This is a genomic window from Lonepinella sp. BR2357 (genome assembly GCF_051851525.1).
GTDB lineage: Bacteria > Pseudomonadota > Gammaproteobacteria > Enterobacterales > Pasteurellaceae > Lonepinella.
Window position 1 is genome coordinate 154,816 of record NZ_JBPDVG010000002.1, and the last position, 16,375, is coordinate 171,190.

The following is a 16,375-nucleotide window of genomic DNA, read 5'->3' on the forward strand; positions in this document are numbered from 1 at the left end:
TTTTTTATGTCTAGAGTAAAAACACTGTCTTTTTTCACCGCACTTTCTGCCATTTCCACTAGCGTATTGGCGTCTTTACAACCACTGACCGTCTATACCGAGGAGTTCTTTGGGGCGGATTGGGGACCCGGCAATGAAGTCAAACAGCTTTTTGAAAGTGCCAACCCGCAATGTTCCGTTATCTATAAAGTCTTTGATAGTCGTAATACCATGTTTAACCGTTTACGTGTGGACGGTAAAAAAACGCCGGCTGATGTGGTGATTGGATTGGATAATTTCCAACAAGAGGCCGCACAGAAAAGCGGTTTATTTGCCAAAACTGCGGTGGATTTAACCGCACTTTCCTTGCCTTTTGCTTGGCAAGATCAAACCTTTATTCCCTATGAATTTGGCCAGTTTGCCTTTATTTATGATAAAAATAAACTTACTAACCCGCCGAAAACCTTGAAAGAATTAGTGGAACGCCAAGATTTGCGGGTGATCTATCAAGATCCTCGCACCAGCAGTATGGGACGGGGGTTTTTGGTTTGGTTAAATCAAGTTTATCCGCCAGATCAAGTGGAACAAGCATGGAAAACTTTGGCGAAACATACGGTAACGGTCGGAAAAGGTTGGACGGAAACCTATGGGGCGTTTTTAAAAGGGGAGGCGGATGTGGTATTTAGCCACAGCACCTCGCCGATTTATCACCAATTACATGATAAAACCGACCAATACATGGCCACCGAATTCAGTGATGCCGCTCTGTATCAAGTGGATACCGTGGCGAAAATTGATAAGCCAAACAGCCCTGCGAATCAATGTGCCGATAAATTTATTGATTTTATGGTGAGCGCCGAGGCACAAAAGGTGTTAATTCCGAAAAATGTCATGCTTTCCGTCAGTTCAGCAAATATTGAACCGCACTTTGATCAACTGAAAGCCCATCAATTTGAAGTGAAAGCCTTACCCTTTGATAACTTGACCGATCAGGCGATCAAAGGCTGGACGGAACAATGGCAAGCGGTCTTAAGTCAATAAACCTGTCCGCTTTTTGGGCGCAAGGTAAACAAACCTTTCGCCAGTTAAAAGGACGACATTATGTGAGCGGGCTATTGGTGTTTGGGCTGTTATTCAGCTTATACGCCAATAGCCTGTTTGCGGTGTTTGACTTCGGACGTGAAAGTTCACAGGGGCATGTGTGGCAGCAATTATGGCAAGTGGTGACCGAGGGACGTTATGTTCGCCAAGTCCTCTTTTTTAGTTTCTGGCAAGCGGGCTTATCCGCATTGTTATCGGTATTCTTTGGCGCTTGGTCGGCTCGGGCGTTTTTCTATCAACCATTCTGGGGAAAAAAGGCGCTGTTACGGCTGTTCTCGCTCACCTTTGTGTTGCCCTCCTTGGTGGCGGTATTTGGGATATTGGGCGTTTACGGTGCTTCGGGTTGGTTAGCGCAGTTTTGTGCGTGGCTTGGTGTGACATGGCGACCAGATATTTACGGACTCAGTGGCATTTTGATTGCCCACTTATTTTTTAATATTCCCTTGGCCATGCGGTTATTTTTGCAGGCCTATCAGGGGATTCCCATTCAACAACATCAATTAGCTGCGCAATTAGGCATTCGCAGATGGGCGTTTATCCGTTGGGTGGAATGGCCTTATTTGCGTCAGTCTATTTTGCCGACCGTTGTGTTGATTTTTATGTTGTGTTTCACGAGCTTTGCTATTGTGTTGGTGTTGGGTGGCGGGCCGAAATTTACCACCTTAGAAGTGGCGATTTATCAGGCGATTATTTTTGATTTTGATTTAGCTAAAGCCACGCAATTTGCCCTGTTGCAAGGCATTTGTTTTTTTGTATTATTTGCCTTAAGCACGTTGTTAGGGCGAAACACTGAAACGCAATTAGATCAATCGCAGTATTGGGTGGCGAAACAATCAAGTGCGGTGAAATTCGGCCACGTTTTTTTATTGCTGTTGTTTTCCGCTTTTCTGTTACTCCCATTGCTGAATACCTTATGTCGTGCGATATTTTCCCCTGCCATGTTATCCGTTTGGCAACAATCCGCTTTATGGCGAGCCATGGGTTATTCGTTCACCCTTGCCCCTTTATCAGCGTTATTGGCCTTATTGTTGGCGGTAGGGCTGTTATTATCTTCACGTCGATTACAATGGATTGGCTTATCTCGTTTTTCTAATGGCGTGATCAATATTACCTTGGTTATGCTCGCTGTTCCCATGTTAATGTTGGCAACCGGGTTATTTTTGTGGTTGAAAGAATGGCAATTTTCCACCGCACAATTATTTGGATTAATTATTTTATGTAATGCCGTACTCGCCTTGCCTTTTGTTATGCGAATTTTGGCGGTGCCGATGACACATAACCTGATTTATTATGAACGCCTTTGCCAATCGCTCGGCGTAACAGGTTGGCAACGGTTCAAATGGATTGAATGGCAAGCCTTGCGTCAGCCGGTGAAATATGCCTTTGCGTTGGCGAGTTGCTTGTCCTTGGGGGATTTCACGGCGATTGCCTTATTCGGCAATCAAGATTTTAGTTCCTTGCCTTATTTGCTCTATCAACAATTAGGCAGTTATCGAGGTGAGGAGGGCGCCGTGACGGCATTGGTGCTGTTAGTGAGTTGTTTTGTCGTATTTTCTTGGGTGGAAAGCGATAAATCCGTCTAATTATTGATAAGGTTGATCTAAGATAAAAATCAGGCGCCCGAGTTGGGCGCCTGATGTCATTATTTCTTCGTTTCCGCCGAACGATAAAGATGCAATTTATAGGCATAACTTCCCCATAACGAGTAGGCTAAGGCTTGTTTTTGCATTTCGTCATTGTTGGCGATTGGGGTTAAGGTGGCGCTGTCTTTCGCATAAACATAGCTTTCGGCCGGTTTACCTTGTTGTAAAATCACCGCCTCTAACTGGTCATTTTGCATACGCATGTAACCAAAGGTTTTGTCATATTGCATTAAGGCACGATTTGGATCTGCGGGTTGGGTGAGATCGTAGCCGAGCATTGGATAATTGCCACTGACGCCAATTAATGAAAGGAGCGTCGTTGGCATGTCAATTTGACTGACTAAACGAGGGTCACGTTTTGGAGCAATGTCTTTACCCAAAATCAACGCTGGAATGTGGAAATGTTGAATTGGCACCAAGGCGGCACCGCCCACACGAGAATCATGATCAGCGATAATCAAGAAAATCGTATCATGCCAATAATCTGCTTTTTGGGCTAATTCAAAGAACTGTCCTGTGGCAAAATCGGCATATTTCGCCGCATTATTTCGGGTTGCCTGTGGTTGTTCGTAGAGTTCAATTTTATCCGCTGGAAATTCAAAGGGATCGTGATTGCTTGAAGTGAACACTAAGCTAAAAAACGGTTTGCCTTGTTGGTGTAATTGGCTAAAGGTTTCATGGGCTTTCGCAAACAAATCTTCATCACTGACGCCCCAGGTGCCGGTGAAATTAGGGTTGAGGTAGTCTTTTTCATCAATAATTTGCTGGAAACCATTGCCATAGAAAAAGCTCGCCATATTATCGAAGTGTTTTTCACCGCCATAGATGAAAGAAGTATGGTAACCTTGTTGGCTGAGCAGTTCGGCAATGGTGAAAAAGCCTTGTTGACTACCGGGTAATTTCACCACGGAACGGGCAGGCGTTGGCGTAAAGCTCGCCGTGACGGCCTCAATACCTCGTACAGAGCGGGTGCCGGTGGCATATAAATTTTCAAATAACCAACCTTGTTTAGCGAGTTCATCAATTTTCGGCGATAAAGGTTTGCCCCCTAATGTACCAATAAATTGTGCGCCAAGACTTTCTTCCAAAATAATCACGAGATTTTTCGGCTTGCCTTGATAGGTGGCTTGGTTGTGGGTAAGTGTTGGTAATTCGGTTGAAATATAATCGGAATCTGGGCGGTTGCGTACAGATTTTAAGGTGCTGATCACTTCTTCTAATGGCATTTTCCCGTAGATTTCCGCTGCGTTGCCCTCGTCTTTCATTTGTTGCACCGCAAACAGCAAGGAATAGCCAGAGCTTAACACCAAGGAATTCACCAACGGATCGGGTGAAAAAGCCACCATAGCAGGATTAATCCCACGATGTTGTAAACTGGATCTGGCGCCTAAAAAGGTGATCCCACCGATTAATAAAAAGACCAACGGGCGAGTGATTAAATTCCCATGCCATTTTGGGTAAGCCACATTTTTAAAGGCATAATTGGCCAATTTCCAAAATAAAAAGGCACAAAGTGCGGTTAAAATGGGGGCAGAAATTAAAGCGCTTAAATGCCCATTCCACAGCATGGTAAACACTTCTTTCGGGCTAGACAAGTATTCAACAAAGAGGCGATTAGGACGGAGATCGTAAGTATTAATAAAGGCCGGTGTAGCAAATTCCATAAATAAAAAGAACGTGCTTTCAATCACCAAACCAATTTTGACGATAGACTGAACAACCTGTCCCGCTTTTCCTTTGCCACTGAATAAAACGCTTAAAATAATCAGCGGAGCAAAAAGCCAACAGAGTGCAGAAATATCAATACGCACACCGTTTAAAAGGAGTTGGAACCAATTTCCCAGTTCACCAATACGTTCACTTTGCCATAAACCAAGGGCAACACGGCTGATCGATAAGAGAATCAAATTGGTGAGGAAAAAAATAAATAAAGGATAAAGAGGACCTGAAATGCGTTTGAACATAATGTGATTCCTGTAAATGAAATACCCCCATCTTTGCCGCCTGAAAATCTATAAATTTTAGGAAAATGGCAAAAACGAGCGTAATTTTTGGATAGAATACTGGTTTATCTTTACGCCCGTAAACGGGGCCCCGTCTGAACCGCCTTGGCGACTTGAAATTTTTAGGTAAAATCGCCTTGTCTGAGCGTAGCAAGTTGCGATTTTACCGTTAAGAAAATTTCAACCAAGCCAAGAAAAGCGGTGAAGTCGGGGTGTGCTTTTCTTTGCCTACTTTCTTTTACACAAGTAAAGGAAAGTAGGGTCGCCAACGGTGAAACCCGTTTTTATTACGCCAAAATACGATCTAATTCCGCACTCACTTCTTCCACCTTTTGGGTGCCATCTAAACGGAAATACTGCGTATCACTCGATTTCGCCTCAGCCTGATAATAATCCACTAACGGCTTAGTCGTACTGTGATAGACTTTTAAGCGATCTAACACGGTTTCAGGTTTATCATCCGCACGAATAATCAAATCTTCACCCGTCACATCATCTTTACCCTCAACTTTCGGCGGGTTGTAAACCACATGATAGCTACGGCCAGAGGCTTGGTGTACACGGCGGCCACTCATACGTTCAACGATCACTTCATCTGGTACATCAAATTCCAACACATAATCAATGCGAATGCCGACGGCTTTTAATGCGTCTGCTTGTGGAATAGTGCGTGGAAAACCGTCTAATAAAAAGCCGTTTTCGCAATCGGTTTGGGCCACACGGTTTTTCACCAACGCAATAATTAAATCATCTGGGACTAATTGTCCGGCATCCATTAAGGTTTTCGCTTGTTTGCCTAAATCGGTTCCTGCTTTAATGGCAGCACGTAACATATCACCGGTTGAAATTTGTGGAATACCGAATTTATTCATAATAAATTGCGCTTGTGTTCCTTTTCCAGCACCAGGGGCGCCTAATAAAATAATGTTCATTATGTTCTCCAATAATTAAAAAAGTAAAATTTCAGACAATATAACCTTATCTCGGTCATTTGACAAGTAGGCGTATTATAGGGGAAATTTTCATATTCTCTTAGCGATAATTGAGATATGATAATGGATTGATGATATTTTAGGCTTATTAATAGGACGTAAGAATGACAGTTTCTTTATTCACTTGTTCAGATTTAGCCACTGAGGCTGATTTTGAGCATTTTCAACAACAAATTCATCAATTAGCCCAAGCCATGCAACTTGATCTTGCGAAATATGAGATAGATCATGTGGCGATTCGAGTAAATAGTGAAGATAATGCTAGAAATTGGTTGGCGTTATTGACGAAGTGCGGTACAATTTTAAGCGATAATATCGTCAATGGGCGGCGCATTTATTTAATTCAGTTAGATGCGCCTTTGCACATTTTGGGGCAATCCGTGGATATTGTCGAATTACCGTTTCCTAAAAATACCTGTTATCCTTTGGAATCATGGGAACATATTGAGATTGTCATGCCATTTAATGAGGGGGAAAGTATCTCACAATGGCTTTGTCGTCTTGAAGAAAAATTTTTATGGAACCAATTAACAACTCTACATGTCAAAGTGAGTGAACCAAAAGTCGAGGGTGAGCAATTGCCAAATCCCTCTATTGCTGTGAGTTTTGCCGATAAACGTGAAAATCCAGTGTGTATCAAGGTTCACCCCTATAACATTAAAACGATTATTGAGGTTTAGTGAATGAAAAAAATTACCTTAGCATTAGCAGTATTCGCTGCTATGGGATTATCAGCTTGTGCAAATCATAATGCGGATGATAATTCTTATAAAGGTACCGTGTTAGCCGCACAATACGAAGGTAGCAACTTGAAATTAGTGGTTGCACAAGATAATTGCGATGCTAACAAATCAGACAGCACAGCGCAACAAGCAGCAGTGACAGTACAATACAATTCTGATATTGTGGTTGGTTCTTGTGTACGAGTATCAGATAATGGCGTAGACAATGTATCTCGCTCTGAATCTCGTTCTTGGTTATCAAGAACTGGACTCTTTTTGTAATTTAAAGGTTAATCAATATGAAAAAAATCACCTTAGCGTTAGCCCTGTTTACCGCAATCGGTGTAACAGGTTGTGCTAACACGGACATTTACAGTGGTGATGTGTATTCTGGTAATCAATCCAAAGAAGCACGTTCTATTTCTTATGGTACCATTGTTTCCGCACGTTCTGTTAAAATTCAAGCAGACAATCAAGGTGTGATTGGTACCGTAGGTGGTGGTGTGCTTGGTGGTGTAGCGGGTTCTACCATTGGTGGTGGTTCTGGTCAAGTGTTAGCCAGTGCCGTTGGTGCCATTGCTGGTGCCATGATTGGTAGCAAAGTTGAAGAAAAAGCCTCTCAAGTGGATTCTTTAGAGTTAGTTATCAAGAAAGACGATGGCAGTGAAATCGTGGTCGTACAAAAATATGATTCGAGCCTAACGGTGGGACGTAAAGTCCGTATCGTTGGTGGTTCAACTCTAAACGTTTCTGCTATGTAATATTACATTGATTTACAGATGAAAAACCCTTTGACGATAGTGCAAAGGGTTTTTTATTGGGAAATTATTCTGCTTCAGATGGTTTGTTAAATAAGTGAATTAATGGAAGTACAATCAGACAGCAAATGGACCCAATGAGTAATCCCACCACAAATTCCGTTAACCAAGAAAAGTTACTATTAATGGCTAGACTTTCAATAAAATGATGTAGCACGGGCAAATAATGCACAAAAATCCCTCCACCGACTAAAAACATGGCAATCACCCCAATAACCGAGAGGGATTTCATAAACCAAGGCATAAAAAACAGTAAGAACTTACCGATCTGTTGGGCAGCAATATTGTTTTTTTTGATTAACCATAAACCAATATCGTCGAGCTTAACAATCAGCCCAACCAAACCATAGACGAAAAAGGTAATACCGATGCCCACCGCTAATAAGGTTAAGATTTTGGTTAATATATCGGCCTCTTGAATAGAACCTAAGGCGATAATAATAATTTCTGCCGACAGAATAAAATCGGTTTTAATGGCGCCTCGGATTTTTTCTTTTTCACTTGAGCCTGTTTCTGGGGAAGTGCGGTCTAAATTTTCATGTTTTTTGGCGAAGAATTTATGGACTAGTTTTTCCATCCCCTCAAAACACAAATAGGCACCGCCGATCATTAATAGAATATTAATTAAAGACGGTAAATAAATGGCCAACAATAAGGCAAGGGGAATTAAAATCGCTTTGTTCCATAAGGATCCTTTGGCCACTGCCCACACAATCGGCAGTTCTCGACTGGCCGCCACATCTTTGCCACTGACCTGCGTGGCATTTAAGGTTAAATCATCACTGATCACACCAACTGTTTTCTTGGCGGCCACTTTGGTCATTAAGGCAACATCATCTAAGACTGCAGCAATATCATCAAGTAAGGTAAATAAGGAACTAAATGCCATTTTTACTTCCTATTATTGCCAATTTTCACGTTTGGCTTTTTGCAATTTTGCATAAGCCGCTAACAATTTTTGATGGGCTTCAAATTTTTGCAAATGTTCATCATCAGCTAATAAATCATAGAACGGATTGCCACCATCAACAGCAGACCAAGCAAAATCCACCGCACTTTTGCCGTACATTTTCTCAAATACTTCACGATATTGTTCAGGATCACGCGTTTCGTCTAGGTATAATTCAATTGAACTGATTAAACAACGATAGTAGTTGGCACGTTCTGGCGTGAAAACCGAACTGTTCATATTATATGTCCAGTTTGCCCAGTCTAAGGCTAATTCTAAATCGCCTAATGCCAGATAAAGCATGGATTTTAATTCCCCGACTCGTAAGGTCGTCCAGCCTGATTTTGGTGGTGGCACGATACCGATAAATTCACGTACACGAGTGGCATCATCAATGCCTTGATCGTCTAATTCATCCAATAATTCTTGATAAGTCTCTGCATCATGGTGGAAGTGCGGTAAATCTAATAGGATTTCTCGCCATTCCATGCCCATATTGTTGTTGGCGTAAACCAAATCATCCGCAGGGTAAATATCCGACATTGAAGGTACGATAATACGACAAGCATACACATCTAAGTGATTGTAATCCATGATATAGACTTCTTTACCGTTGGCATTAAAGATAGACATGAGATTATGATATTCTTGTTCCGTGGTGCCTGAAAAATCCCAATGTACAAACGGATAATCGGCTTGTTGTTTAAATAGATCCCATGAAATTAAACCACTGGAATCAATAAAGTGCGTTTCTAAATTAGCGTGTTCTGCCACATCACCATTATTAAAAGACGGTGGCGTAAACACATCAAGATCTTTTAAACTACGACCTTGTAAAAGCTCTGTCACTGTTCGCTCAAAAGCCACTTGGAAATTAGGGTGAGCACCAAAAGAGGCAAAGCAAGTGCCGTTATTCGGATTCAATAAAATCACACAAATGACCGGATATTTTCCCCCCAATGACGCATCATAGGCTAAAATCGGAAATCCCTCTTGTTCAAGTTTTTCAATCGCTGCTTGAATGCTCGGATATTGTGCAATCACATTGTCTGGAATTTTCGGTAAGCTAATCGCCTCGGCGATAATACGGTTTTTGACATAGCGTTCAAAGACTTCGGATAAACCTTGTACACGAGCTTCGTTTTTCGTATTTCCTGCAGACATTCCATTGGAGACATACAAATTAGCAATAATACTTTGTGGAATATACACGGTTTGTTGATCCGATTGACGCACATAAGGCATGGCCACAATCCCACGATCATAATTACCGGATTGTAAATCCACTAATAATTCAGGGGTAAGTTCTCCTTCGGGATCGTAATAGCCGAGTAAATAATCGTCTAAAATTCCGTCGGGTAACAGATCTTCATCTTCAATTTCAAACCATTTTTCAGTCGGGTAGTGAACAAAATCACCATTGGCAATATCTTGCCCTAAATAATAATCGGCAAAGAAATAGTTGGTAGAAAGGCGTTCAAAATATTCTCCTAGAGCGGAGGCCAACGCCGCTTTTTTGCTTGCCCCTTTACCATTGGCAAAACATTGTGGACAATCTTTGTCACGGACATGTACTGACCACACATTAGGCACAGGATTTAACCAGGAGGCCTCTTCAATATTAAAACCAAGTGCGGTTAATTTTTGTTGAAATTTGCTGATACTGTCTTCAAGGGCAGCGTCTTTGCCAGGGATAAAGGTTTGAGTCATGAAATTTTCCTATTAGTTAATTTGTTAAATAAATATTGGGTTTCGCCCAAAGGGCGACCTACTTTTTTTTGCTGTTTAGGTGTGGATTTCGCCCCACTGGGCGACCATACTTTCTTTTGCTTGTGCAAAAGAAAGTAGGCAAAGAAAAGCACACCCCGACTTCACCGCTTATCTTTGCTTATTTGGTATTTTTTTAACGCTAAATTTTGAACTCGCTACGCTCAGACATGCAAAATTTAGCTAAAAATACCAAAACGCAAAGGCGGTTCAGACGGGGCCCCAATTTGATCGAGCGTAATGAAAGTGCGGTGCAAATATAAAAAATATTTTTAAATTTCAAATGAAATTAAATAACGCTCTGATAAACGGGGTCCCCGTCTTTGCCGCCTGAAAATCATTAAATTTGTAGGAAAAGTTGTACTGTTTGAGCGTAGCGAGTTTACAACTTTTCCGTTAAGCAAATTTAATGATTTTCAGGAAACAAGGCAAAATCGGGGCGTGTTTTCTTTTTGCTTACTTTTTCTTTGCACGAGCAAAGAAAAAGTAAGTCGCCATCGGCGAAACCCGATAGAAATTAAATTCGACACACCCCAAGATCAAACACCTTATTATGAAACTGATGTAGTGTACCACGATGTCCAATACTTAACACAATCATATTCGGCAATTTTTCCCGAATTTTACGATAAAGAATATATTCCGTTGGCTCATCCAGTGCAGAAGTCGTTTCATCTAAAAACACAATATTTGGCTTAGTTAAGAAAATCCGAATAAACGCCACACGTTGCAATTCCCCGGGGGAAAGGGTAGCTTGCCAGTCATTTTCTTGATCCAACGCGTGAATATAATTACTCAAACGGCATTTCTCCATATAGCTTTCCAAATCGGCATGGTATGGATCGATATTCGGATAACAAATTGCCTGACGTAACGTACCTTGTGGCATATAAGGACGTTGAGGCAAAAACAGCACATTGGCATTGCATGGTCGTTCACAATAACCAAAGGTTTCAAAAGGATAAATTCCTGCAATGGCTTTGAGTAGCGTGGTTTTCCCTGCCCCAGACGGCCCTTGAATTAATAACGCATCACCGGCATTTAGTTCTAAATTGACCTGTTGTAACAAGATTTCGCCCTGTTGATCTTTTAAGCCAAAATCTTGTAAACGAATGCCCAAGCCACATTCCGTTGGTTGAACAATTTGCTCATTATCCAGTTCATCCAAGGTAAACATAAAACCATATAAACGGTTTAAACGTGCTTGATATAAGGTAAATTGTTCGTAAAACAAACGGAAAAAGGACAATGCACGCATTAATCGGTTAAAGGCTTGTACAGTTTGGTGCATGTCGCCCAAGGTGGCAAGTCCGGCAAAAAATCGGGGAGATTGCAACATTAAGGGCAAAATCATGGCAAATTGGGTGACGCCAGTATTAAAACCGTCTAAGCCTAACATACGACGCACGATCGCCCAACGGTTTTCAATAATCGTATTAAATTTTGTTTTTAAGTGGGCTTGTTCTTGTTTTTCCCCGTCATAAAAAGCAATACTTTCCGCATTATCTCGTACTCGAATGAGCGAATAACGATAGTCCCCAGCATATTTTTCTTTGGCATAATTGAGCTTAATTAACGGATAACCAATCCACACGGAAAGTGCAGTTGCCATGATAATAAAAATATAGATAAAAAACACCGCACCTTTAGGAATATCGACACCAAACAGGGGCAATAGACCTGATAATCCCCACAAAATCAGGGTAAATTCAATGATCGATACCAGCGAACCGATAACGCCGTCAAGTAAATCAACGGTGCCAGTAATAAATTCTTTGGCATCTTGTTCAATACGCTGATCGATATTATCGGGCAAGTCTTTTTCGTATTTAATTCGATAGTAATTTTTATTTTGTAGCCAGCGATCGAGCATTTGTTCGTTCATTTTTTCTAACCAACGAATTTCAAACACCTGACGCACCAAATAATTTAAAATGGAATGGATAATTTTAAAGCCGACCAGCATGGCATTCAGTAACGCAAAGAACCAAAAAGCCTCAGCTTTTTTGTCTTGCAATGAACTGTATAATCCATTGTAAAAGAAAGAGTTAAGAACACTAATTCGGACTTCTAATAGAATAAAAACCAACAATAACAGTATCAAACCAAGGGTTTTAAGCGGATGGCTATTTTTGACGCAAGGTTGGGTAATGAGCCAAAATTTTTGCCCAAAAGGCGTTTTTCGCAATAAAAGTGCGGTACAAAATAGCCCTAAACTGAGCCAACAGAGGGCAGAAAGTAGCCAAGTAAAACTGTTATTTAATTCTGTTTGCCAGTTCATAATATATCCGATAATACAACAAAAGGGGCAGTTTAACCGCCCCTTGTGAATAAGTCAAAATCTAATTAGAATGAATATTCAACCGTTGTCCAATAGGTTCTTGGCATACCTAATACCGCAAAGCTACGGTCGTATTGACCACGTTGGACTTGCCAGTAGGCTTTGTTGAATAAGTTTTCCACTTGTGCTCTTACGGTGATAGCGTGACCATTACCTAATTGGGTATGGTATTTCGCTCCTGCGTCCACTAAAGTGTATGATGGGAAAGCGTAAGTTTTTTGCGAATCTTGGTAAGATTTACCAAAGTGTTGTACATTGGTGCTTAAGGTTAAGCCTTGGATAAATGGTGTATCCCATTCAATGCCAGCTTTACCCACCCAACGTGGATTTGCCACTTGATAACCATTGACCAAATTGTCAGCATAGTTTGGATAATCTTTCACTTTAGATTGTAAGTACATAATGCCTAAACTTGGACGCACCGTTTTATCTAACAGGTTCGCATAGATATTAAACTCAATACCACGGTTGCGTTCGATACCTTGGGAATCCCCAGCCGATGCACCCGAATTAGCGAAGTCCGTACCGCTTGTTGTGTTACCACGCCAGTAACCTTCACGACGAACTTGGAATACGTTAAGTGAAGTGACGACATCACCCCAGTTTTTACGCACACCTAATTCTAATTGACGGCTAACTCGTGGTTTTGACATTGTGGTATTACCACTTTCATCGGTTTTAATGTCTGCAGGTTCTAAATCTTCCATATAGTTACCGTAGAACACGAGGTCAGGGTTAGGTAAGTAAGACAGCATAAACATTGGACTAAAGCGATGTGCGTCACCTTTCGCTTGTGTGATATTATTTTTATAAGATGCCCATTGGAAACGACCACCTAAAGTGACACGGAATTTATCTTCCGCAAAGCCAAGTGTATCTGATAGAGCAAGGCTGTTTGCACGGATCGTTGCATCTAAGTTTGGATCAGTTTCAAAACCATTACTAAATACATTGCCTTGTGGAATGTTAGCTAATTGTTGGGCTAAAGTTTGGCCTGCTGCATTACCATAAGGATAAATGGTTAAGTTTTGGTTTGGTGCTTGAGATGTACCACGATAGGTTTGACGACGACGATCAATGCGATCGAATGAGGTACTCCAGTTGTGGCTGACAGAACCTGTTGAGAATTCACCACGAGCGGCTAAGTTACTGCTTAAGGTTTGGAAACGTTGATCGGTCATACGAGAACGTCCCGCATTGTAAGATTGACCATCCGTAGATGGGGTAGCAGAAGCAAAGTTACCATAATAACGAGCATCGTTATAACCGACTCCGCCCGAAATTTGGAAGTTATAGTCGGTATAGTAGTCAAAGGTCAGCATATTGGTTTGACTACGAGTATCTTGTGCTTGCCAACTTGGTTGAAGATTATTTTCACCGTCTAAGGCATCAAATAAACGGGCTTTAGCATTTTGAATATCTTGAATACGTGCACGACCGCCCTCGGTTTTACGTTTCGCATAGAAACTATCGAAAGACACATAAAGTTTATCGCCACTATAATCCGCATTTAAAGAAAATTCTTTATTGTCTTCCCAGTAGCCTGTGCGAGGGGTATCGCCTTCACGCATTTTACCATTCACACGCACACCGAATTGTTTGCCATCACCAAAACGTTGACCTAAGTCAAAGGTACCTTGCAAACGATTGTCGCTGAAATAGCCTACACCCACTTTACGGTTGCCTTGATCACTGGCACGTTTGGTTTCAATATTGACGGCTCCTGCTGTTGCGCCCTCTGGATCCATGCCTGAAAGTGCGGTGTTTCCGCCTTTAATTAATTGTACAGAGTCCGCATACACGCTTGATGTGCCTTGCGTACCGTACATGCCAGCCAAGCCGTTAACGCTAAATTGACGAGCATCTAATTGATAACCACGGAAATATAAACCGGTTAAGGTATTGGTTTCACCACCAAATTGCCATGTTGAGGCATCTTTTTTTGCCACCACGTCAACAAGGGTGCGAGCTTGTGTATCATCTAACACTTTTGAATCGTATTTGACTACCGTCACAGGGGCGGTGAAGTTAGTCGCACGACCTAATAAACCTAAGTTTACGCTGTCTTGCAATTTACCGTCACTGGCAACAGAATAAGAACGATAGCTTGCTGGTTCGTGAATACTGTCAGAAACTTCAATCGCATCAAGTTGTTCTGTTGTCTGCTGAACGGTTTCAGCAAAAGCACCAAAAGAAACACCGGCAAAAAGTGCGGTGTAAACAACGCTAAATTTAAATGTGGAACGCATTAGGTTATCCTTACATAAAGTTCATAAAAAATAGTCTAAAAAGTAGACCGCTTAAAAAAGTTGGGCGATTATAAAGTAAACGATAATTTATTGCAATAGCCTAATAAGATTTATTCTCATTTTAATGAAAAAGAGCGGATAAAACCGCTCCAATGGTTCTGCTAAATTTAAATAGTTGCAATTGATCGCAGTTTATAGCATAATCCACGCCCTAAGCATTTTATGCTTATCCTATGGAAACCTTTTCGGTCTTTCGCAATGGTGTCTGGTTTACTCGGTCAGGTTCGGAAGAAAGCAGCCAAAGTCAGAATTTCTGTGTGCCGAGAGGAGCTGGAAAGGTTTCCACCTTTTTAACCGCACTTTTTTATTTAATCTGTTCTAATTTTGTTAACAACTGTTCATCTGATTGGCGTTGTATTTTCCACATCCGATATAACAACAGAATTGCCGCCGCAGTCAATGCCACCACAAACCCAACCCAAAAGCCTAATGCCCCCAAATGCGGCACGATAATATCGGTCATGGCGAGGCCATAACCAATCGGCATGCCTAACACCCAATAGCAAAAAATTGTGATATACAAAATGGCTTTGGTGTCTTTATAACCCCGTAACACGCCACCGGCGACAACTTGCAAGGTGTCGGAAAATTGATAGAGGGCAGCGATAATTAACAGGGAACTGGCTAAGGTAATCACGCTCGTGTCAGTGACAAATAATTGCGCAATTTGTTCTCGCCAGAATAGGGTGACAAAAGCGGTGATGATGGTAATATTCAGCCCGACAGCAAAGGCAATATAAGATACTTTTTTCGCCTCTGACGGAGATTGTTCGCCTAAGCGTTGCCCCACCAAAATCGTGGTCGCCATGCCTAAGGACATAGGGAACATAAACACAAAAGAACTGGTGTTTAAGGCGATTTGATGACTGGCTACCATGGCGGTGCCTAGTGGCGATAAAAATAAGGACGTCAACGCAAACAAGGCCACTTCTGCCCAAAGGGCGACCGCAATGGGAAAACCGAGTTTGAGTAGTTTTTTGAGCGTCGTCCAATCAGGTTTTTCAATCATCTGATCGAAAAGGCGAATATCACGCAAATGGTGAGAACGGCGGCTGTATGCAATCATCATGAAACACATTGCCCAGTTCACCATGGCGGTAGCAATACCACAACCAACCGCCCCGAATGCGGGTACACCGAATTTGCCGTAAATAAACACATAATTAAGCGGAATATTCAGTAATAAGCCAATAAAGGTAATCACCATGGCGGGTTTGGTTTTCGCCACGCCATCATTGAGGCAACGGAAATTAATCAACAATAAATACGCCGGCAAGCCAAACAACATGGCATGTAAATAACCGACAGTAATCGTTGCCAAACGTTCTTCCATCTGCATGGCATGAATAATCAGATCACTGTGATAAATCAGCCCGCCCAATGGCAAGCAAACCAGCAGAATAATCCATAAGCCTTGACGTACTTGATGGGCAATGCGAGAACGTTGATTGGAACCGTTTAAATAGGAAATGGTCGGCGGAAGAGCGAGTAACAAACCATGCCCGAATAATACCAAGGGAAACCAAATGGACGCCCCCACGGAAATGGCCGCCATATCTGCCGCACTGACTCGTCCTGCCATAATGGTGTCCACTAATCCCATGGAATTTTGGGCGATTTGAGCGAGCAAAATCGGCATGGCAATTTGAATTAATTTTTTTGCTTGCGCATGATATTGTGGCCAATGGTGAATTTTTTGCATACAGAATCCGAGTTTGCTTTATAATAGAGAAAATTTTTAATTCGCTAAG

General features: G+C 41.8%; 12 protein-coding genes and 1 other RNA gene. 6 read left to right on the top strand and 7 right to left on the bottom strand.

What is annotated here, in order from left to right; all coding sequences use genetic code 11:
- The first annotated feature begins 6 nt into the window (after positions 1-6).
- Together thiB and thiP are read left to right on the top strand one after the other, a co-directional pair.
- The gene (gene thiB / locus ACTG7L_RS01955; protein ID WP_439258347.1) at positions 7-1,020 is read left to right on the top strand and encodes a thiamine ABC transporter substrate binding subunit; all 1,014 of its coding nucleotides are present in this window, start codon (positions 7-9) and stop codon (positions 1,018-1,020) included.
- Positions 996-2,663, top strand: a complete 1,668-nt coding sequence (thiP, locus tag ACTG7L_RS01960) for a thiamine/thiamine pyrophosphate ABC transporter permease ThiP (protein WP_439287277.1) — start codon at positions 996-998, stop codon at positions 2,661-2,663. Before thiB ends, thiP begins: the two co-directional genes overlap by 25 nt.
- A gap of 59 nt (positions 2,664-2,722) precedes the next feature.
- Here the strand turns inward: thiP and ACTG7L_RS01965 are convergent, their stop codons facing one another.
- Both ACTG7L_RS01965 and adk read right to left on the bottom strand, forming a co-directional pair.
- The gene (locus ACTG7L_RS01965; protein WP_439287278.1) at positions 2,723-4,687 is read right to left on the bottom strand and encodes an LTA synthase family protein; all 1,965 of its coding nucleotides are present in this window, start codon (positions 4,685-4,687) and stop codon (positions 2,723-2,725) included.
- Positions 4,688-5,013: 326 nt separating this feature from the next.
- On the bottom strand, positions 5,014-5,658 hold the full coding sequence (gene adk / locus ACTG7L_RS01970) for an adenylate kinase (RefSeq protein ID WP_439241984.1): 645 nt from the start codon (positions 5,656-5,658) through the stop codon (positions 5,014-5,016).
- Between the two features lie 164 nt (positions 5,659-5,822).
- Between adk and ACTG7L_RS01975 the strand changes: the two genes are divergently transcribed.
- The 3 genes from ACTG7L_RS01975 to ACTG7L_RS01985 are packed head-to-tail and all read left to right on the top strand — an operon-like array spanning position 5,823 to position 7,201.
- A complete protein-coding gene (locus ACTG7L_RS01975; RefSeq protein WP_439287279.1) occupies positions 5,823-6,398 on the top strand; it encodes a VOC family protein in 576 nt (191 codons plus the stop codon).
- A 3-nt stretch (positions 6,399-6,401) separates the two neighbouring features.
- Positions 6,402-6,722: a hypothetical protein gene (locus ACTG7L_RS01980; protein ID WP_439287280.1), complete on the top strand. Its 321-nt coding sequence runs from the start codon at positions 6,402-6,404 to the stop codon at positions 6,720-6,722.
- Positions 6,723-6,739: 17 nt separating this feature from the next.
- Entirely contained in the window at positions 6,740-7,201 is a 462-nt protein-coding gene (locus ACTG7L_RS01985; protein WP_439287281.1) for a glycine zipper 2TM domain-containing protein, read from the top strand.
- Positions 7,202-7,265: 64 nt separating this feature from the next.
- Here ACTG7L_RS01985 and ACTG7L_RS01990 read toward each other — a convergent pair whose 3' ends face one another.
- The 4 genes from ACTG7L_RS01990 to ACTG7L_RS02005 form a co-directional block, all read right to left on the bottom strand.
- Positions 7,266-8,147 carry a DUF808 domain-containing protein gene (locus tag ACTG7L_RS01990; protein ID WP_439287282.1) on the bottom strand — a complete coding sequence of 294 codons (882 nt, stop codon included), beginning with the start codon at positions 8,145-8,147 and terminating at the stop codon, positions 7,266-7,268.
- 12 nt (positions 8,148-8,159) lie between these two features.
- Positions 8,160-9,917 (bottom strand): 30S ribosomal protein S12 methylthiotransferase accessory factor YcaO, encoded by a 1,758-nt coding sequence (gene ycaO / locus ACTG7L_RS01995; RefSeq protein ID WP_439287283.1) that lies wholly within the window; start codon positions 9,915-9,917, stop codon positions 8,160-8,162.
- A 574-nt stretch (positions 9,918-10,491) separates the two neighbouring features.
- Positions 10,492-12,255 (bottom strand): ABC transporter ATP-binding protein/permease, encoded by a 1,764-nt coding sequence (locus ACTG7L_RS02000; protein WP_439287284.1) that lies wholly within the window; start codon positions 12,253-12,255, stop codon positions 10,492-10,494.
- Positions 12,256-12,320: 65 nt separating this feature from the next.
- Complete coding sequence (locus ACTG7L_RS02005) at positions 12,321-14,564, bottom strand: TonB-dependent receptor (protein ID WP_439287285.1); 2,244 nt, start codon at positions 14,562-14,564, stop codon at positions 12,321-12,323.
- Between the two features lie 242 nt (positions 14,565-14,806).
- On the opposite strand from ACTG7L_RS02005, the gene ffs reads away from it, so the two are divergent.
- Positions 14,807-14,904, top strand: an RNA gene (gene ffs / locus ACTG7L_RS02010) — signal recognition particle sRNA small type.
- A 24-nt stretch (positions 14,905-14,928) separates the two neighbouring features.
- Here the strand turns inward: ffs and ACTG7L_RS02015 are convergent.
- Positions 14,929-16,326, bottom strand: a complete 1,398-nt coding sequence (locus tag ACTG7L_RS02015; RefSeq protein WP_439287286.1) for an MATE family efflux transporter — start codon at positions 16,324-16,326, stop codon at positions 14,929-14,931.
- Positions 16,327-16,375: the final 49 nt, after the last annotated feature.